The 16665-nt window shown below is 59.1% G+C and carries 20 protein-coding genes and 2 pseudogenes; 16 read left to right on the plus strand and 6 right to left on the minus strand.

All coding sequences use genetic code 11. The features are described 5' to 3' along the window. Positions 1 to 4 precede the first annotated feature (4 nt). From AB8B31_RS26115 to AB8B31_RS26140, 6 genes and pseudogenes are all read left to right on the plus strand, one after another. Entirely contained in the window at positions 5 to 1048 is a 1044-nt protein-coding gene (locus tag AB8B31_RS26115; RefSeq protein WP_245457572.1) for a LysR family transcriptional regulator, read from the plus strand. A 317-nt stretch (positions 1049 to 1365) separates the two neighbouring features. Beyond that, a complete protein-coding gene (locus tag AB8B31_RS26120; protein WP_105008782.1) occupies positions 1366 to 2346 on the plus strand; it encodes an MBL fold metallo-hydrolase in 981 nt (326 codons plus the stop codon). Positions 2347 to 2511: 165 nt separating this feature from the next. Continuing rightward, a pseudogene (locus AB8B31_RS26125) lies at positions 2512 to 3036 on the plus strand (molecular chaperone HtpG); the annotation flags it as partial. Between the two features lie 135 nt (positions 3037 to 3171). After that, positions 3172 to 3513, plus strand: a complete 342-nt coding sequence (locus AB8B31_RS26130; protein WP_155256961.1) for a hypothetical protein — start codon at positions 3172 to 3174, stop codon at positions 3511 to 3513. Between the two features lie 430 nt (positions 3514 to 3943). Further along, complete coding sequence (locus AB8B31_RS26135; RefSeq protein ID WP_062578764.1) at positions 3944 to 4252, plus strand: type II toxin-antitoxin system RelB/DinJ family antitoxin; 309 nt, start codon at positions 3944 to 3946, stop codon at positions 4250 to 4252. Further along, positions 4249 to 4542, plus strand: coding sequence for a type II toxin-antitoxin system RelE/ParE family toxin (locus tag AB8B31_RS26140; RefSeq protein WP_131702445.1), 294 nt, complete (start codon positions 4249 to 4251; stop codon positions 4540 to 4542). The genes AB8B31_RS26135 and AB8B31_RS26140 overlap by 4 nt, the downstream gene beginning before the upstream one ends. Positions 4543 to 4813: 271 nt before the next feature. On the opposite strand, the gene AB8B31_RS26145 is transcribed toward AB8B31_RS26140, so the two are convergent. Further along, a complete protein-coding gene (locus AB8B31_RS26145; protein WP_131591256.1) occupies positions 4814 to 5797 on the minus strand; it encodes an IS5 family transposase in 984 nt (327 codons plus the stop codon). Between the two features lie 182 nt (positions 5798 to 5979). Here AB8B31_RS26145 and AB8B31_RS26150 point away from each other — a divergent pair, with 182 nt between their 5' ends. Together AB8B31_RS26150 and AB8B31_RS26155 are read left to right on the plus strand one after the other, a co-directional pair. Continuing rightward, positions 5980 to 6696 carry an antitoxin Xre/MbcA/ParS-like domain-containing protein gene (locus tag AB8B31_RS26150; RefSeq protein ID WP_018517762.1) on the plus strand — a complete coding sequence of 239 codons (717 nt, stop codon included), beginning with the start codon at positions 5980 to 5982 and terminating at the stop codon, positions 6694 to 6696. A gap of 4 nt (positions 6697 to 6700) precedes the next feature. Next, positions 6701 to 7291 carry an RES family NAD+ phosphorylase gene (locus AB8B31_RS26155; protein WP_245509786.1) on the plus strand — a complete coding sequence of 197 codons (591 nt, stop codon included), beginning with the start codon at positions 6701 to 6703 and terminating at the stop codon, positions 7289 to 7291. Between the two features lie 18 nt (positions 7292 to 7309). Here AB8B31_RS26155 and AB8B31_RS26160 read toward each other — a convergent pair whose 3' ends face one another. Both AB8B31_RS26160 and AB8B31_RS26165 read right to left on the minus strand, forming a co-directional pair. Then, entirely contained in the window at positions 7310 to 7585 is a 276-nt protein-coding gene (locus AB8B31_RS26160; RefSeq protein WP_245275464.1) for a WGR domain-containing protein, read from the minus strand. A gap of 149 nt (positions 7586 to 7734) precedes the next feature. Further along, entirely contained in the window at positions 7735 to 8274 is a 540-nt protein-coding gene (locus AB8B31_RS26165) for an ABC transporter substrate-binding protein (protein ID WP_245504018.1), read from the minus strand. A 180-nt stretch (positions 8275 to 8454) separates the two neighbouring features. Between AB8B31_RS26165 and AB8B31_RS26170 the strand changes: the two genes are divergently transcribed. From AB8B31_RS26170 to AB8B31_RS26190, 5 genes are all read left to right on the plus strand, one after another. Next, a complete protein-coding gene (locus AB8B31_RS26170; protein ID WP_131591259.1) occupies positions 8455 to 9321 on the plus strand; it encodes an MBL fold metallo-hydrolase in 867 nt (288 codons plus the stop codon). Between the two features lie 86 nt (positions 9322 to 9407). After that, on the plus strand, positions 9408 to 9941 hold the full coding sequence (locus AB8B31_RS26175) for a hypothetical protein (protein WP_018517758.1): 534 nt from the start codon (positions 9408 to 9410) through the stop codon (positions 9939 to 9941). Between the two features lie 930 nt (positions 9942 to 10871). Then, positions 10872 to 11441 (plus strand): hypothetical protein, encoded by a 570-nt coding sequence (locus AB8B31_RS26180; protein WP_018517756.1) that lies wholly within the window; start codon positions 10872 to 10874, stop codon positions 11439 to 11441. Continuing rightward, positions 11434 to 11850 carry a phage holin family protein gene (locus AB8B31_RS26185; RefSeq protein ID WP_018517755.1) on the plus strand — a complete coding sequence of 139 codons (417 nt, stop codon included), beginning with the start codon at positions 11434 to 11436 and terminating at the stop codon, positions 11848 to 11850. The genes AB8B31_RS26180 and AB8B31_RS26185 overlap by 8 nt, the downstream gene beginning before the upstream one ends. Beyond that, entirely contained in the window at positions 11850 to 12839 is a 990-nt protein-coding gene (locus AB8B31_RS26190) for a DUF3618 domain-containing protein (RefSeq protein ID WP_131703341.1), read from the plus strand. The genes AB8B31_RS26185 and AB8B31_RS26190 overlap by 1 nt, the downstream gene beginning before the upstream one ends. A gap of 184 nt (positions 12840 to 13023) precedes the next feature. On the opposite strand, the gene AB8B31_RS26195 is transcribed toward AB8B31_RS26190, so the two are convergent. After that, positions 13024 to 13191 carry a DUF3606 domain-containing protein gene (locus AB8B31_RS26195; protein WP_080646164.1) on the minus strand — a complete coding sequence of 56 codons (168 nt, stop codon included), beginning with the start codon at positions 13189 to 13191 and terminating at the stop codon, positions 13024 to 13026. A 152-nt stretch (positions 13192 to 13343) separates the two neighbouring features. Here AB8B31_RS26195 and AB8B31_RS26200 point away from each other — a divergent pair. From AB8B31_RS26200 to AB8B31_RS26210, 3 genes and pseudogenes are all read left to right on the plus strand, one after another. Continuing rightward, a pseudogene (locus tag AB8B31_RS26200) lies at positions 13344 to 13734 on the plus strand (Hsp20 family protein). A gap of 74 nt (positions 13735 to 13808) precedes the next feature. Next, positions 13809 to 14108 (plus strand): DUF982 domain-containing protein, encoded by a 300-nt coding sequence (locus tag AB8B31_RS26205; protein ID WP_018517752.1) that lies wholly within the window; start codon positions 13809 to 13811, stop codon positions 14106 to 14108. A 4-nt stretch (positions 14109 to 14112) separates the two neighbouring features. Beyond that, entirely contained in the window at positions 14113 to 14430 is a 318-nt protein-coding gene (locus AB8B31_RS26210) for a hypothetical protein (RefSeq protein ID WP_018517751.1), read from the plus strand. 254 nt (positions 14431 to 14684) lie between these two features. Here AB8B31_RS26210 and AB8B31_RS26215 read toward each other — a convergent pair whose 3' ends face one another. After that, on the minus strand, positions 14685 to 15716 hold the full coding sequence (locus AB8B31_RS26215; RefSeq protein ID WP_104891208.1) for an aldo/keto reductase: 1032 nt from the start codon (positions 15714 to 15716) through the stop codon (positions 14685 to 14687). Between the two features lie 90 nt (positions 15717 to 15806). Next, complete coding sequence (locus tag AB8B31_RS26220) at positions 15807 to 16631, minus strand: aldo/keto reductase (protein ID WP_026242449.1); 825 nt, start codon at positions 16629 to 16631, stop codon at positions 15807 to 15809. Positions 16632 to 16665 lie beyond the last annotated feature (34 nt).

Consider the following 16665-nt stretch of genomic DNA (forward strand, 5'->3'; position numbering starts at 1 on the left):
GCCGATGCCTGGAGAAGGCGTCCTGGTACCCAATACGGTCGCCAGCCGGACTGGCTTTGACTTCGCCTTGGAAAAACGCTGCGGAATCCGTTACTTTGACATTGGTCGGATCAAAATCAGGACGTTGGACTTGGCGCATCGTGTGGGCGATCTGGAAATCAATCTTTTGCTCACGCTCGACGCGCTGCTGCGCGACGAAAACGTCACGCATGCGGCCGCAAGGCTAAATATTACCCAATCTGCCTTGTCCGGTCGGTTGAACAAGCTTCGGCAGATCCTCAATGACCCGCTGTTTCTTCCGGCGTCGACTGGACGGGGCGTAACGGCGACGCCGCATGCCCTGGCAATGAAGCCGGAATTGGAGCAACTTCTCGAGCGCTTGAAGCAATTCGCGCAGAGGGCCCATCTCTTCGATCCCGCATCGAGCGATCGCACATTCAGGATCGCAGCTTCGGACAATCCTGCGGCAATCCTCGCTCCCGACCTGCTTCCTCTTATTCATGATCGGGCGCCCGGCCTCAGGATCGCGTTCATCTTTCCCGACAGGAGCAGGATCGGCGAGCTGTTGGAGCATGGCGACCTCGATCTCTACATCGGCGCACCGGATGATGCGCCCCAGGATCTGATTGGCCGCAGCCTGTTCGACGACGAACTGGTAACCGCCCAGCGGATCGGTCATCCCCGCGGAACCGGACCGTTGTCCCTCGATGAATTCTGTTCGCTTGACCATCTGTTGATTTCGTCAAACGGGGGCATGTTTTCGGGGATTATTGACGGAGCCCTGGCTGAGCACGGTCGAAGCCGCAGAGTGACGGTGTCCGTTCAAAGTTATGCGCTCGCTCCTCTCCTCGTGGCGACGACCGACTGCCTGTGCACGCTGCCGAGGCGGTTGCTCCAACGCTTCACCCACAGCCTTGACCTTTTCGAACCACCACTCGCCCTCGGCAGGTTCGCATTGAAATACTTCTGGCATCCGAAGATGGCGGCGGACCCCGCGCATCGCTGGCTGCGGTCCATGGTGGCTGAAGCGGCGCTTGACAAGGCCTGAGGCGGAATGCAGCCATCAGGCAAAGCGATAGGTCACATGATCCATTGCGATTGGTCCTCGACGTCGGAGAATGGCACTTTTGGGTCGGCCGCAAGAACGGCCGCCGAGAGCTGGATCTCGCTTTAGACGTCGAGCCGATCGACATCGTCCAGCGTCATTCAGTTCAAGCATCAGATGAGCGGTCGCAAGCCAGCTTGTCTTCTCGCCACTGACGTTTCCGGCCCGCATTCCAGGCCACTCGCTCACTCTTTGTCGCTCCTCGCCGCCATCTGTCCGGCGACGGGTTTCAACGTCCAAAAAAGCAGGAATGAAAGAACATGACAACTGCAAGAACCCTACTCTTCTCGACCGCCGTGGTCCTTCTGACCGCGGGTTCTGCACCCGCCTTCGCAGTCGACAACGCACCGGCGACGGCGAGCTACCAGCAGGTCACCGACGGCTACTCCTTTCCTTTTGGTGATTTGCGGATCACAGCCCTTTCGGATGGCACCGTCCCGCAGGATCTCTATAAGCTCCTGATCGGAACATCCCACGCCCATACCGACGATCTCCTCGACAAGGAATTCCTCGCAAACCCCGTCGAGGCATCGATCAACGCCTTTCTGATCCAGGACGGGACGCGCACCATCCTTGTCGACACCGGCTCCGGCGACCTCTTCGGACCGGGGAATGGCGGCAAGCTCCTCGACAGCCTTTCCGGCGTCGGCGTGAAGGCCGGTGACGTGACGGACGTTCTCATCACGCATATTCACACGGACCATACGGGCGGCCTGGTGCGCAACGGTCGACCCGCATTCCCCAACGCCACGGTCCATGTGAGCGCTCCGGACCTGAAATTCTTCCTCGATCCCTCCAATGCCCGGAAGACAGGCTATGCGGATCAGTATTTCGACGAGGCGGCCAAGACGATTGGTGTCTATGAAAAGCTGGGGAAGGCGAAGACATTCGGCGACGGCGACACGATCTTGCCCGGCATCGCGACCTCCTTACATCCAGGCCACACGCCAGGCAGCGCCTTCTTCACCGTCACGAGCAAGGGCCGATCCATGACTTTCATCGGTGATGTGATCCATGTCGCAGCGGTCCAGTTTCCCGATCCGAATGTAACAATCGTCTACGACGTCAATCCACGGGACGCCGCGGCCGTGCGGAAGGAAACCTTCTCAGATTTTGCCGCGCGACGCGAACTCGTCGCCGCGCCGCATCTTCCCTTCCCTGGCGTCGGCTACATTCGTGCTGAAGGCCCGGACTCGTTCTCCTGGCATCCGGTCGAATATCGCAACCGCGCCGGCCAATAGAGCCTGACGAAACGTGCCGCCCCCGATTGGATTCAAAGGCTTGAGCCTTGCCAGGCCAGTGAACGAACCGGGGCGGTGCGCCTATCCGAACCTCCATGTAATCCTCGGGCATTGGGGCGAGCTGGTGCTCTTCTATCTGAAGCGGCTTGTCATGCTCGATCGGGTGTCCTGCTGCTAACTGACTCGGTCGATAGCTTCTGGGTGGTGAACGCGCCGGAATTCGAAGGAAAGGCGTTCAAATCGATCACGCAGGGAACTGTGGATCTGGCGCAATATCCAAGGCCCGACAATCAAACGCCGCCGGAGCAGGACAGCGCCGGTTTGGCGACATTTATTGGCTTCGCAAGAGAAAAACCGGCCGTCAAGGCGCCTATGTTCGGGCATCCCGACCGCTTGACAGAGAGCGCGGTCTGCCTAGTTGCGCCGGTGGACGGCTACGACAGGCAGATGGAAAAGATCCTGCAAAACGCAGGTCGTCTCCAGGGAGCCACCAAACCGATCCTCGAAATCAACTTGGCGCATCCCGTGATTAAAGCCATCGCGGCCGTAGAGGACGATGCCTCTTATCAAGAGGACGCAACGTTCCTATTGCTCGACCAAACGCGCATCCTCGACGGCGAACGGCCACAAGATCCCCGAGAATTCGCGCAACGGCTGGCGAGGGTTTTCGAGAGGTCAGTTCGGTCGTAGGGTTAGCCTGTTCACACTTTGCTTACCACTCGACGTGGCGATCTCGCTCGGCTCCATGTCAGGAGCCGAGCCTTCCCGGCCCCTATGGCTAAGGGTTACATTAGCTTGCTGTCGCGGCCCTCGCGGCTCGGGACAATGCGCATCATCACCGGCTGGCTGGGGTTCGATGGCTGCGAGGAGTTCTGTCAATGCTCCAAAGTGCTCCCGCGCCGTCCTCAGTACATCAGCGCCGGCAATAGGAAGATCGATGACGGCTTCAAGCGCACGAACGACACGGCGGGCAGCTCGGCGGATTTCACGAGAAGACATATCGGATTTCAGGATCTCCGTCGCCAGGATGAATTTGGCGCGGTAGCTCGTCGCGTTCTGGGAGGAGAGCTGCCATTGGCGGTAAATCTGTTGCATCTCGTGTTAACGCGTCAGCTGCCGAAAACGTCGCTCATCATCTGCAAACACAGTGAATCGCATTTTAACTAAAACTTAAGCGTAAGTTAGCAGAGTTTTATTAAACTGTTGCGCTTGGAGGCCGGCGCTCGCATTGTTTCAGTGCCCTTCTAATAGCCAGATAGGGCGACGGCCGCCGCGGGCACGCCTCGATGAGAATCCCGTCACATAGGAAGTCGAAACGTGCCGTGTCCGCCGGACGGCTGGGCGCCAGTTCGCCAGCCTACGGCGTCTGGGTGTCCGGGAGATTTCGCTTCGAGTCGCGGACGCCCTGTGCTGACACGAAGCATCAATCACCGCCACGAATGACATGAGTTCCATAAATAAGCGTTATCTTACACGATTGAGATTACGCTCGTCAGTTCAGATACATTCAAGAGCAACTAAAAGAAACGGCGGTCTAAAGCGCTATGGCATTTGTCATTCATTTGCATTATCATTCCACCGAAATGTGGAGATAGCTATGGCTGCAAATGCACTGGTACAAACTCGTATTGATGCCGAGGTTCGGGATCGTGCCTCCGCAGTGCTTGGAAATATGGGGCTTACGGTATCGGACGCGGTTCGGATCTTACTCACCCGGACGGCCAATGAGGGTGCGCTGCCGCTGGAGCTTCTTTCAGGCAGTGAGGCCCATGACGCTTGGTTTCGCACCAAGGTACTTGAAGCCCTGAACGATACTCGACCGGACGTTTCGGATGATGAAGTCGAGGCACATTTTGCTGAACGTCGAGCGGCAGCCCGCCTTAACGCGGGTGCTCGCAAATCGTGAAGCTTACCTGGTCGGCGTTCGCGCTATCGGATCGCGATGCCATCTTCACATACATTGAAGCAGAAAATCCCTCAGCCGCCATTCTGGTCGATGAACGGATCGTTGCTGCCGTCCGTCGGTTGGTAGATTTTCCCGCGAGCGGTCGTGTTGGCAGAATTGCTGGCACCCGCGAACTGGTAATTAACGGCACGCCGTACGTCGCGGCGTATGCAATTACCGAAACAGCGGTCCGCATTCTTCGCGTCCTCCATGGCGCGCAGGAATGGCCAGACTCTTTGCAAACGAGCTAGGCTTTGCTCTCAATGCTGAGAATCAAAGGGTTGTTGGTTCGAACTGTTTCAAGGCGATCGTGCGAACCGCATGCACGCAGCCCAGAACGTGGACAGGCTGGCTCGCCCCCGAGTTGCAACTTTTAGGCGCGCCCAGCAATTGCCCGCTACTTCCCCGCTCGCTTGGCAAGCTCTTGCAGTCTTGCGAAAACACGATTTTTGGTGGTGCTGTCAAACGGGCCGTGTTGCAGCGATCAGCTTTTTGACGTGATAGCCCTACCCTTTGGATTTTTCATGCAACGCGACTGAACTCGGGATGGCCAAGTTCAGTCATCCGGTTGAGAACTCGGACGCCGATTTTTGCTTCGGTCTTCTGATTGTCGAGGTTCCTGGCTTTGAGTTTCGGCCCAATGACCGTCTTCCATCGGCCCATTTGGGTCTCTACCCGGCTGCGCTGATTGTAGCCGGTGGATTTCTGCCAGGCCATCCGGCCGCCCTTGGTCTCGATTTTGGCGATATGCCGGTCGCGAACCGTCGGATTGAGCGCTGATTGAGAACTGGCAACGGCGGTCTTGGGAGGCGGGATAATGACCTCGACGATCTCACCAAGGCGTGTCGTCAGAAGATCACGGGTCGCCGCGCCATCATAGGCGCCATCGGCGATAAACTTGCCGACCGGACCATCAATCTGGCCCAGAAGATCTGACAGGGCTGTGGGATCACCGACATCGTCTGTGGTCAGATCGGAGCAGACAATCTCTCCGCTTACAAGATCGAGACCAAGGTGCAGTTTGCGCCATCTTTTGCGTTTCACCTTGATCTTGTGCTTGTTTTCCAACCATTCGCCTTCACCAAAGACCTTCAGACCGGTGCTGTCCACCACCAGATGAACCGGCCTCCAGCAGGCCGTTCGCCGCCGCACTGGCGGCAAAGCCAGTCCCTTGCTCCGGCGCGACAGGGTGGAGAAATCCGGCACGGTAATTTCAACTCCCATCAGCGCCGCGATACTGCGCATCAGGCCTTGGGTTTGACGCAAAGGCAATTCGTAAACAACACGCACGGTCAGGCACATCGTAATCGCCAGGTCCGAGTATTTCGGCTGGCCGCCACGAGACGTCCGGCGCTGGGCCGACCATTGAGAAAGCGCCTCATCGCTCACCCAGACAGTCAAATCACCACGCTGGCGAAGGCTTTCATTATAAGCCGCCCAGTTCGTGACCTTAAACTTCTGCTTGGCTATCTTGTGCCTGCGGTCTTCATTGAACTTATGCGGCATCCAAATATCCTGGGACCAAAAACGGTCGCCTGGTATCAGATCCGCGCCGATCCACGCAACACGGCCGTGAAAGCCTTGCGATGGCCGCCGCGGACCTATCTGCCACGTTGTAATGTGTCATGCAATCTAGACATTCCGGACAATCTGTACTATTTATCGTCGCAGATGATAGGAGCAGGAACATGGTTACATCCGTCAGGAAATCGTCAGCAACCTCCCTGTCCGGCTTAAACCCGGCGGCCATTGCCGATGTCGTCGAGGTCCTCGCCCGTCATAATCCACGTCTTTCCAAGACGGCACTTGCCGCGACGGGGCGTGTCGTTGCCGCAGTCACCGCAGCGACCGCACGTCTAGCCGCCGACCAGCAACGCCGGATCGTTGCCGACGAACGCGAGCTGGCGCAAGCTGTCGCGGTCGCGGTCGCTGGTCTCGTCGCGGAAGCGGACGTTCGCCTCGCACCGCTTGCGGTTGGCAAGTCCGTCGAGGTCAGTCACGGCTCCGGCCTTCCAGCACCTATCGATCTCGATGAAGGAAGGCGCAGACTTGCAGCTTTTGCAGAGCCGACGCGTCTCGAAGACTGGGCCGGTCCTGTCGCGGGGCCGGCCGAGATCGAAAAGACATTTGGCACGAAACGGTCGACCCTGCACGACTGGCAGCGGCGTGGCGCGGTGATTGGCCTGCTGAAGGGTGAGCGCAAGCATGTCTTTCCATTGGCACAGTTCGTCGATGGACGCCCGGTAGAGGGCATGGCCCAAGTGACACGGATCATCCGCAATCCCCGTGTTGCATGGCAGTGGTTGATCCGGACAAAGCCCGATATCGGCGGCTCGCCGCTGGATCTCTTGAAAAGCAGCCGTCTGGACGAGGTCCTTGCTGCGGCCGAGCGTGATTTCGGCTGAAACCGTGCGACTCGATCCCACAACAGTTGCCGATCTCGCGCTAGCGTTTCGGCCGAATGCCTGGCTGCGCGTTTTGCCACGTAACCACATGGCGACGCCACTCGGCATGGGCTTTGGCAATAGCCGCTTTTCCAGCCCTCACAGGCGATTTCGCCTGGCCTACATCGCACAGGATCTGTCGACGGCGATTGCGGAAACAATCGTGCGCGACCGCTTCGAGGGGAGCGCCGACCGGGTGCTTGATGAAACAGAGTTCGAAGACTGGGCGATTGCCGAGGTTTCCGCGGTCGATCCCTTGACGGTCCTCGATCTGAGAACCACCGGCCTCCTGAAGCTCGGGGTCAGCACCGATGCTGCCCGTGCGAAAGCCCACAGCGATGGGCAGGCGCTGAGCGAGGCCGTCTACGGGGCCTTCGATGCCGATGGGTTATTATACGCATCGCGGTTGACAGGCGCGCATTGCCTTGCGGTCTACGACCGTGCGGTGACGCGCAAGCTTGCGACGACGCCGGCAATCGAGCTTCTCCGACACCCAGGTCTGGTCCCCGCGCTGAAGGAAATTGGTGTCTCGGTCCGGAGTGCCCGCTCTCCATGACAGCCATCCTCACTCTCTTCAGCCGGTGTTTCCACAATTTCTTGCTGGCGTATAGTTTCTTTTTCTTTTGTGCCGTGCCAATTCGAGAAAACGCGAGATCGCATCCCTTTCCGTGCCGAAGAGTTCTGTCATCTCCCTGCCTGCCTTACCGATCCGTCCCCATGTTCGCACGACCGCCGTCCCTCCGAACAGGGTTTGCTGGATCGAAAGCGAGTAATATCGGGCCATGTTCCGGCTTGCATCGATCAAGCTGGTAGTGGTGAATACCCATACCCAATGATCGTTGATGTTCACGCTATGGTCCAACGACAGTTCTGAATCGAAAAGCCACTTTCGATTCATTTTCGTGATGCATATCTGCATCTGTCAGACGCTGTGACTGACGTCGGAATATTTACGAGGGGCCAAGACATCGGAATGCCTCGACCCTCGCTGGGAGGAACTTAGCTGCCCTTGCGATCCGCAAGCTGCGGAACGAACATATCGCTCCACTTGCTTGGAACGGTCTTGATCAGGCTGGCGCGGTGCATGAAGTCGGCGAAATTCATCACTCCGTTTGGCGTCGTATCGAACTTCGCGTCCTTGTCCTCGATCATCTCCTGCGCATCCGCCGGCTCAACCTTGACCTTGGAGCTGCTGGAGAAAATTTCCGCCGCCTTCTTTTTGTCCTTGGCAATCAGGTCGTTGGCTTCATCGAGGGCATCGATGAAAGCCTGCGTCATCTTGGGGTTGGCATCGACGAACTTCTTCGGTGCGAAGGTGACGTCGAGCGTAATGTTGCCGAGATAATCCGTCGAGCTCAGCACCCGATGGACATTCGGCGACTTGGCTTCGATATACTGGAAGGGAGGCGACGTGAAGTGGGCGTTGATTTCGGTTTTCCTGCTCACCAGAGCGGCGAGCGCTTCGGGATGAGGAAGGCTTACGGTGAGAGGATCGAGTTTCGCATAGTTTTCTTCGCCGAACTCCTTTGCGACAATCATTTGCAGCACGACGGCGGCAAGCGACGTCTTGATGCCGGGAAGTGCGATCTTGTCGCTGCTTGTGAAGTCCTTGAGCGACTTGATTTCGCGAGCATCTCACCGTGCCTGGCGCATAGGTGCTCCGCCTATTTCCGCTCAAGTCGAACCAACAATTACGCTTCTCAAATCATAGGAACGATCATGACCACGAACACAACGTCCAATAACGGACTTTCATGGAATACACTCAACATCAAGCGCCCAGGGCTCAGCCGCGACGTTCCTCCCGGCCACGAAGATCTGATGTGGGTGGCGAATTCATCGACGCTGATCTACGGCAAACGCGACGCGGTCCTGGTCGACACCTTCCTCACCACCGAACAGACACAGACGTTGTCGGATTGGGTTGCCGCCAGCGGCAAGAACCTGACGGCCATCTACATTACGCACGGGCATGGCGATCACTTCTTCGGGCTAGCGCCGCTCCTCGATCGCTTTCCGAACGCCAGAGCCGTCGCGACGCCGGCCGTGGTGGAGGCCATGCACGAGCATTTGTCACCGGCCTCGGTCGAGAACTTCTGGCGCAGGCTCTTTCCGGGCCAGATCCCCGACCGGCTGTTTGCGGCCGAACCCTTGGAAAACAATGAGCTGGAGCTGGAAGGGCACAAGCTTGTGGCAGTGAACGCGGGGCGCACCGATACGGCGGTGTCGACAAGCCTGTATGTCCCGTCGGCGGGGCTGATTGTCGGCGGCGACGTCGTCTACAACGGCATTCACCTCTATCTCGGGGAAACCACGACCGAGAGCCGGCTCGAATGGATTTCCGCGCTGGACAAGCTCGAAGCCCTTGCCCCTCGGGCGGTGATCGCAGGGCACAAGGTCCCGGAAAATCCTGACGACCCGCGCATCATTGGCGAGACACGACAGTATATCCGCGACTTCAATCGCCTGAACGAGGTGACCACGACCGCGCGCGAACTCTACGACGCCATGCTGCAGCTCTATCCCAATCGGGTCAACGTCGGCTCGCTCTGGGGGGCCGCAAACGTCGCCAAGAGGCAGGCTTGAAGCCGAAGACCAGCCGGTCGTCGTCGCCGGTCCCTCTTTGCGATTCGAACACCTCCAACTGCTCCATTTCGAAAAGAGAATAGACAATGCAGAAAATGCTCTTTGCCGCTACCGTCGCATTAGCGACCGCTGTCGCGACCGTAGCCTCGGCAGCCGACAAGAACCCGCTGGACGCTCGCACCATCGGCACGATCCAATCCCGTTTCGGCGAGCTCATGGAGCTGGCGAACAAGCATGACATTAAGGGTCTGCACGCAATGTTCTGGCAATCGCCATCCGCTCTTCTGGTGGCGAAGAGCGCCGTTCCCTCCGAAGGCAATTGGGCAGGCTTCTGGGGAAACAACGCGATCGATCATAAACTGCACGACATAGCCGCCTCTGGCCCTGTCGTGCTGACACCCGATCTCTCCAAGCTCAAGGTGGTCGCGTTGACCCCGGATGTCGCGGAATCCTACGCGCCGATGGAAATCACCGTGTCCTATGCCGGGCAGGACGGAACCCCCAAGCCGTTCCTGATGATCATCACCTGGAAGAAGATCGCGAAGGATTGGAAGGTCGCGTCGGAAATCATACTGCCCGTGCCGCCGAGCCCGGCATCAAGGGACGGCAACCGAGGATAATAAGCCGTTGTGTTAAGTTCGATCACGGGACCAATGCCACGGCTATCTTCGTCGAATATCCTCCTCCGACGAGGATCGAGGGCGACCTCCAGCAACTACAGGAGTCACACATGGTACCGCGCTTTGGCAGATGATAACGGCTGACGTGGCCGGCCCGGACCGACGAGAGGCAGGTGAACCACTCGCTAGCACACCATGGTTCCTGTTTGCAGGCCTTTGGCGCCGGCCGACCTTGCGTCTTCGACGGTGCCACGGACATCCTCCGATTCACCGATTTGGTCATTGATATCGCGCGTTTGGGATCGTGCAGCTATCTCATGATTGAGCGGCGCCCAAGCCACGAAAGAAGCATATGACGAGCAGGATGCCGCGCCCAACCAACTCGAGAGCTTAACTCTAGGGTGCCGACAAAGCCGGCGCCGGGATCATGTTATGTCTTTGTTGTATTTGTATCGAGAGAGCCACGCGACGTGTTCAGCACGATGCGAATCACTTCCCATGTACTGATTCGAAGCACTCAGGAGTCATGCGTATGGGCAGCTCTCACATTCCGGTTCCGGTGCGTCCGCTCCACGTCGAGATCGACGGGACGGCTCGATACCGGCAGGCATACTCGGTCGAGGATCTCGCAGCTCCTGCTAGGCAATGGCCGCATCGCCAAAGTGTTCAGACGAGTAGCACTTCCTCGGCATGGCGCTTGGAGCCTCGAGCATGACTCCGCCGTGTCTTGCCAGGCGCCGGCGGTCGACGGGCTTCCCGCCCGCGGGTTGATCGGTACGCCGGCATCAGGGCCTGGAACGCTCTTCGCGCCCTCGCCGGAGACGTCAAATGTCAAAAAGAGCGACAGCGCTCAGGACTGGGAACAAAGGCCTCCAGTCGAGGTTTAGGATTGCGGCCAGAGCCGCTTTTGTTAAGCCATGGGAGGCTACAGTGCCAAGCGAATTCACAGAATTAAATGGCCCGCCAAAGCCGTCATCGCAAACATCCACGCCATCTCCAAGAGCGCCTGCGCCCCCGCAGGCGGAGCCTTCACTTGCGGACTTGAAATCTAAGTTGGCCGATGATGTCACCGCGGCCAGAGTCACCATAAAGGAAGGCGCCGATACCGCCGTCGAAAAGGTCAACGAGGCTATTTCCGAGCAAACCTACTTCGCAGCCCGCCAGGTTGGCGGCATCGCGACGGCGCTTGAGATGGTCGGCGCGGAACTGGAGGCATCCGACCAGCCAGAGATCGGACGGTATGCCAGGCAGATCGGACGAAGCGTCCAGACCGCGGCCAAACGAATGGAAGGCAAGGACCTCGGCGAAATCGCGGTGATGGCCGAGGAATTCGGCCGCAAGCAACCGCTAGCATTTCTTGGAATTGCGGCACTTGCGGGCTTGAGTGCAAGCAGGTTTTTGACTGCCTCCGCCAAGCGATCGCCCACGGAAGCGATTGGCCAAACCGTTGCAGTTGGACGCTCGGGGTCTTCGGCGACGGGAGGAGAAATCAATGGTTAAGTCTGTCGATAGTACCCCTCTCTCAGAGCTCGTTGGCGGTCTCGTGGCCGATGTCACGGGGCTGCTTCGCAAGGAAATCGATCTCGCCAAGACCGAGGCGTCCGAAAAGTTCTCGCAGGTGCTTAGCGGTGTCGAAGTGCTTGTTTTCGGGCTTGTCCTGGCGATTGGCGCTGTCGGCGTCCTGTTGGGCGCCCTCGTTGGAGGGCTTGCGGCGTTCCTGGTGACCGAGGGTTTTACAGAGACAAGTGCCAGTGCCCTCGCGTCCCTAATCGTCGGCGTCGTGATCGCAGTCATCGCGTGGGCGTTGGTTTCCCGTGGTCTGGCCGCACTTCGTGGAAGCAACTTGAAATTGGATCGAACCGCGACCTCGCTTCGCCGTGATGCCAATGTTGTCAAGGAGAAGATCTGATGGAAACGACAGTTGGAAGAACATCTGCTGACCTTCAGCAGGAGATCGATCAAGATCGCCGGCGGATCGGAGATCGCATCGACGCCATTCAGGAGCGAATGTCGCCAGGCCAGTTGATCGATGAGGTCTTGGCCTATGCAAAGAGCAGTGGCGGGGGAGAGTATGTCAGCAACCTCGGCAAAGCCCTCAAGGAAAATCCCCTGCCTGTCGCCTTGATGGGGGTGAGCCTCGCCTGGCTAATGGCGAAGGGGAGCTCCTCTTCAGATGTGTCCACCAGTTTCCGGACCGCGACTGAGTATCCGCTGTACCCGGTGAACGGAACGGTCCGCCGTCTTGGCCCTCCCGAGATCGAAAACGGGATGCGGTACAGCCATTTCGCGGACAGCTCCGGCAAGAGGCTGAAAGCGCTGACCGATGAAACGGGACGCCGTGCTGGTCACTTCGTCGACGAAGCTGGCAAGACCTATCGAGGGTTTGTAGATGCCAGTGGCAGGCAGATCGATCAGATCAGCGACGAGGTGGGTGCGATGTTCGACGCGGCAACGGGCTGGGCAGCGGAGAGATGGGAGCAGGCAAAAGACGCCGCAAGTGCAGTTGCCGGCTCGGTGTCTGACCGATCTTCTTCGGCGGCGACAAGCCTCCAGGAACAAACCACCAAACTCAATCAGACGATCCTTACCCAGTTTCGCGATCAGCCGCTGGTCGGCGGTGCATTAGCTTTTGCGGTGGGCGCGGCTATCGGCGCGGCGTTGCCACACACCGACACCGAAGACGAATTTCTCGGTGAGGCCGCCGATTTCACGAAAGAGCGGCTCACCGCCGAGGCATTGGATGTTGTCGACCAAAGCAAAGAGGTCGCCTCGGAGGTCTACGAAAAGGCCGCATCGGTCGCGTCAGATGCCCACGACGCGGTTAAGGATCGCCTGATCACGGAGGTCGATGCGTTCAAGGCGGGTGCTCAAGGCAATGATCGCACCCCATCGAATTGAGGAGTGCGAGGAGACAAGTTATGTGATTACAGACGAAACGCCGTCGCGGTCGCAGTGAAGGCATTTCTGCCGTCCACGATCGGCATTGCCCTTGCCGTCGTTGTGATAAAGGCGACCTCGGCCCGCTGCATCTCGGAAGACCCGGATAACGAGGCGATAGGGGCTCCGGTTTGGCTCCGCGCGCCTACTTCTTCAGGCTTGTTTCAACCTTCGCGCGACTGTTGCCGACCTTCTTAACAGCCGCCTTCACCTTCGTCTTCGAGAGCCCTCCCCTTCCGCTTCGTATCGGACCTCGTAATACTGTCCTCCCGCGACACGGGATCCGTCTTGGGAGGGCCTCTGCTGGTGCCATCGGAAAGTTCCTCCTAATGGGTTGCTCATCCTAAACGACTGATGAATCATGAGGTTCTGGCACCGGCTAACACTGCCGACAGGGCTTTGTCGCCGCCCACGACGGTCTTTCGGAGTTTCCGTACCCCATGTTGCTTCAAGGAGGATATGGCTATGGCAACATCTTATGACTATGCACCGCTGTTCCGCTCGAGCATCGGCTTCGATCGGGTCTTCAACCTGCTGGAAAACGCCCAGCGCGCCCGTTCGATCAGCGACTGGCCGCCCTATGACATCGTCAAGACCGGTGACACCTATCGGATCTCGATCGCGGTGGCAGGTTTCGCGCAGGACGATTTGGATATCACCTTCCAGTCCAATCTGCTGACTGTCACCGGCAAGAAGCAGGAGACATCCGCGGGGCTATCTGCATCGCGGCATTGCCGGCCGTCCGTTCGAACACCGGTTCCCGGAGGCACTGAAGCCGCGCCAGATCTCCATCCAGAGCGCTCCTGCTTTGACCTCTGCTGCTCCGACGCAGATCGAAGCGCAGAAGGCGGCTTGAGCTATATTGTCCGCAGTACATGGGCGCCGTGACGACGGCGCCCGTCAACATTCCGGGTTGGGAAGGAGAGAGCGATGAAACCCGATATGTTCAGACAGCCTGTTTCCATTCTTGTCGGTCTCGGCTTTCCGGCAGAGGTTCGCAGCGTGATGGACGCCTACCGACATCTCGTCGAATGGCCGGCGTCAATGCGAGACGCCGCACATTCGATCGCACTCAAGGCATGCAGTGCCGCGTTGCGCGGCGAAATCGAAGCGGAAACCGCGCGCGGCCTGTTTGCCGCCTTTGCCGGGAAGCATGATCTTCTCACGCCGGAACCCGATGTGATCGCCGCGTCTCGCCTTCGACGCGAGATTCGCCGTGCGATAAGGTAGACCGATGATGCACAACATGCTGCATCAGGCTGCCAGCAACGCGATGGCGATGGGGCCAGCCGTTCTGGTTCAGGGCATGCAGCTTCAGCGCCCAATGGACGTGGTGAAAGCGCCGGCCCTTTCCGTCGATGACAAGCACGCGATCCTCGCGGCCTGGGCGTCGGACTTTTACGCTGTTGATTCGAAGCCGGCGAAGCGCCGGCTTCCTGGAACGCCGGAACCTGTTTCAATCGATGAGGTACAGTCTGCCCTCAAAGAACTCGATCGGCGCTGGTATCTGACAGACCGCACTCTCAAGCGGCCTATTTCACCACCTTGGTGAGCCGTTTGATCGCCTGTTCAAGCGAGCGCTGTCCGGCTTATGCGGTGGCCAAATGGAGCGCCGTCTCTTCGATTACTTTTATCATGGTGTGTCTTGTCGCGGCGGAGCTGTTGCCATTGAGCCCCTTAACACTGGTTGCGTCCGAACCTGGGGTAGCGCATGACAGGTCAAGCCTCAGCTCGACGTCAATCGTTACCATGTCCTACGCTGAGGCGAACCGGACCGGCGGCTCGGCCACCGTCCCAGTCCACGAACTACCGCCCGCCCTCGATCTTGCGGTGGCGCTGATTGATACCGCCCTTGCCGTAGGGGTAGTCGAAAGGCTGAGGCGCGCTCACCTCATTGAGCCTCGCCATGTCGTCGTCGGAGAGCTTGAGTTTCATGGCGCCGAGATTGTCGGCGAGCTGTTCCGGCGTGCGGGCGCCGAGGATGACTGAGGTGATCGCCGGCTGCGCCGCCGTCCAGGCGAGCGCTACCTGCGCCATGCTAACGCCATGCGCCTTGGCGATTTCCTCGACGACGCCGATGATCGCCCAGGTTCGCTCCAGCGCATTGCGCGGCGCATAGGATTCACCGCCGCGATTGGGGTTTTCACCGAGGCGGGTGGCGCCCGTCGGCATTTCGTCGCGCTTGTATTTGCCGGTCAGCCAGCCGCCGCCGAGCGGCGACCATGGCAGCAGGCCCATGCCGGCATCCTGGCAGGCTGCGACAATCTCGAGCTCGATGTCGCGCACCAGCAGGTTATATTGCGGCTGCAGCGTCACCGGACGGGTATAACCCCGCGCCTTGGCGATCTCCGAGGCCTTGGCGATGTGCCAGCCGACATAATTGGAAAAGCCGTAATAGCCGATCTTGCCGGAGGAAACCGCATCGTCGAGGAAGCGCAGCGTCTCTTCGATCGGCGTCAGCGCATCCCAGGCATGCATCTGGTAGAGGTCGATCTGCTCGAGGCCGAGACGGCGGAGCGAATCGTCGAGCGCCTGACCGAGATGCCGGCGCGACAAGCCGATATCGTTGGGTCCGTTGCCCATCGGAAAGCGCCCCTTGGTGGCAACGATCGCCTGGCGGGCCTCGGTCGGGCGCGCCTTCAGCCAGCGTCCGATGATCTCTTCAGACTTGCCGGCGCTGTAGACATCGGCGGTATCGATGAAATTGCCGCCCCAGGCGAAATAATCGTCGAGCAGCTTGTGCGAGGCGGCCTCATCGGCCTCCGCGCCGAAGGTCATGGTGCCGAGGCAATAGGCGGTGACGACGGTCCCGCTGGGACCGAGCTTGCGATAGTCCATATTCATCTCCACTTTGAACACAACCGCGGCATCAAGGGCGGCTGTCATTTCGATGTCGACGGCGGTGAAAGAAGGAGCAGCGAACTGCCTTCACACGTCCCAAACGGGGCACCAATCGCCGTTTACCAGTCGCATGCCCTTCTCGAGGCCTTCGATCCGTTTGATCTCGGCCGGCGTCAGCGTGATCTTGCGGGCTTCGAAATTCTGCATGATGCGGTCCCTCTTGCTGGAAGACGGGATCACGACATGCCCCTTGGCGATCAGGAAGGCCAGCGCGACCTGGTCGCTGGTGGCGCTGCGGGCCTTGCCGATCTCTTCAAGAACCGGGTCGCCGACGACGGCGCCGCGCGCGAGCGGTGAATAGGCCGTGACGGCTATGCCGAGCTTTTGGCAATAGTCGATGATCGGCCGGTTCTGCATATAGACGTGGCACTCCACCTGGTTGGTGGTGATCGTGCGGCTGCCGAGCAGGCGGATGCTTTCGTCGATCAGTGCCCTGGTAAAGTTCGAAACGCCGATCTGCCTGGCAAGGCCGGCATCGAAAACCTCGGCGAACTGGCCGAGATAGTCGGCGAGCGGATATTTATTGTGCGGCGACGGCCAGTGCAGGAGCAACAGGTCGACCTGGTCGACGCGGAGCTTTTCCAGGCTTTCCCTGACCGATGGCATAACGGCGCCGGGGCCGTAATTATCGGGCTTCACCTTCGTGGTGATGAAGATTTCGCTGCGCGCCACGCCGGCGTCCTTGATGCCGCGGGCGACATCCTGCTCGTTGCCATAGCCCTGGGCGGTGTCGATGTGGCGGCAGCCGGCTTCAAGCGCCCAGATGACGCCCTGATGGGCTTCATCGGCCGAGCGGTTCCATGTGCCATAACCCATCTGCGGGATGCCGGCGACCATTGGTTCTTTCGTCACGTTCTCTTCCTTGCATCTGCATAATTCCTTAAAT

Source organism: Rhizobium sp. 62_C5_N11_2, from assembly GCF_051811185.1.
Classification (GTDB): Bacteria; Pseudomonadota; Alphaproteobacteria; order Rhizobiales; family Rhizobiaceae; genus Rhizobium; species Rhizobium leguminosarum.

What these genes read in the sequence shown, in the direction of transcription:
- AB8B31_RS26115 (WP_245457572.1), top strand. Translation starts at nt 5, where the DNA reads ATGCCTGGAGAAGGCGTCCTGGTACCCAATACGGTCGCCAGCCGGACT.
- AB8B31_RS26120 (WP_105008782.1), top strand. Translation starts at nt 1,366, where the DNA reads ATGACAACTGCAAGAACCCTACTCTTCTCGACCGCCGTGGTCCTTCTG.
- AB8B31_RS26130 (WP_155256961.1), top strand. Translation starts at nt 3,172, where the DNA reads ATGCGCATCATCACCGGCTGGCTGGGGTTCGATGGCTGCGAGGAGTTC.
- AB8B31_RS26135 (WP_062578764.1), top strand. Translation starts at nt 3,944, where the DNA reads ATGGCTGCAAATGCACTGGTACAAACTCGTATTGATGCCGAGGTTCGG.
- AB8B31_RS26145 (WP_131591256.1), bottom strand. Translation starts at nt 5,797, where the DNA reads ATGCCGCATAAGTTCAATGAAGACCGCAGGCACAAGATAGCCAAGCAG.
- AB8B31_RS26150 (WP_018517762.1), top strand. Translation starts at nt 5,980, where the DNA reads ATGGTTACATCCGTCAGGAAATCGTCAGCAACCTCCCTGTCCGGCTTA.
- AB8B31_RS26165 (WP_245504018.1), bottom strand. Translation starts at nt 8,274, where the DNA reads ATGATTGTCGCAAAGGAGTTCGGCGAAGAAAACTATGCGAAACTCGAT.
- AB8B31_RS26170 (WP_131591259.1), top strand. Translation starts at nt 8,455, where the DNA reads ATGACCACGAACACAACGTCCAATAACGGACTTTCATGGAATACACTC.
- AB8B31_RS26175 (WP_018517758.1), top strand. Translation starts at nt 9,408, where the DNA reads ATGCAGAAAATGCTCTTTGCCGCTACCGTCGCATTAGCGACCGCTGTC.
- AB8B31_RS26185 (WP_018517755.1), top strand. Translation starts at nt 11,434, where the DNA reads ATGGTTAAGTCTGTCGATAGTACCCCTCTCTCAGAGCTCGTTGGCGGT.
- AB8B31_RS26190 (WP_131703341.1), top strand. Translation starts at nt 11,850, where the DNA reads ATGGAAACGACAGTTGGAAGAACATCTGCTGACCTTCAGCAGGAGATC.
- AB8B31_RS26195 (WP_080646164.1), bottom strand. Translation starts at nt 13,191, where the DNA reads ATGGCACCAGCAGAGGCCCTCCCAAGACGGATCCCGTGTCGCGGGAGG.
- AB8B31_RS26205 (WP_018517752.1), top strand. Translation starts at nt 13,809, where the DNA reads ATGAAACCCGATATGTTCAGACAGCCTGTTTCCATTCTTGTCGGTCTC.
- AB8B31_RS26210 (WP_018517751.1), top strand. Translation starts at nt 14,113, where the DNA reads ATGATGCACAACATGCTGCATCAGGCTGCCAGCAACGCGATGGCGATG.
- AB8B31_RS26215 (WP_104891208.1), bottom strand. Translation starts at nt 15,716, where the DNA reads ATGGACTATCGCAAGCTCGGTCCCAGCGGGACCGTCGTCACCGCCTAT.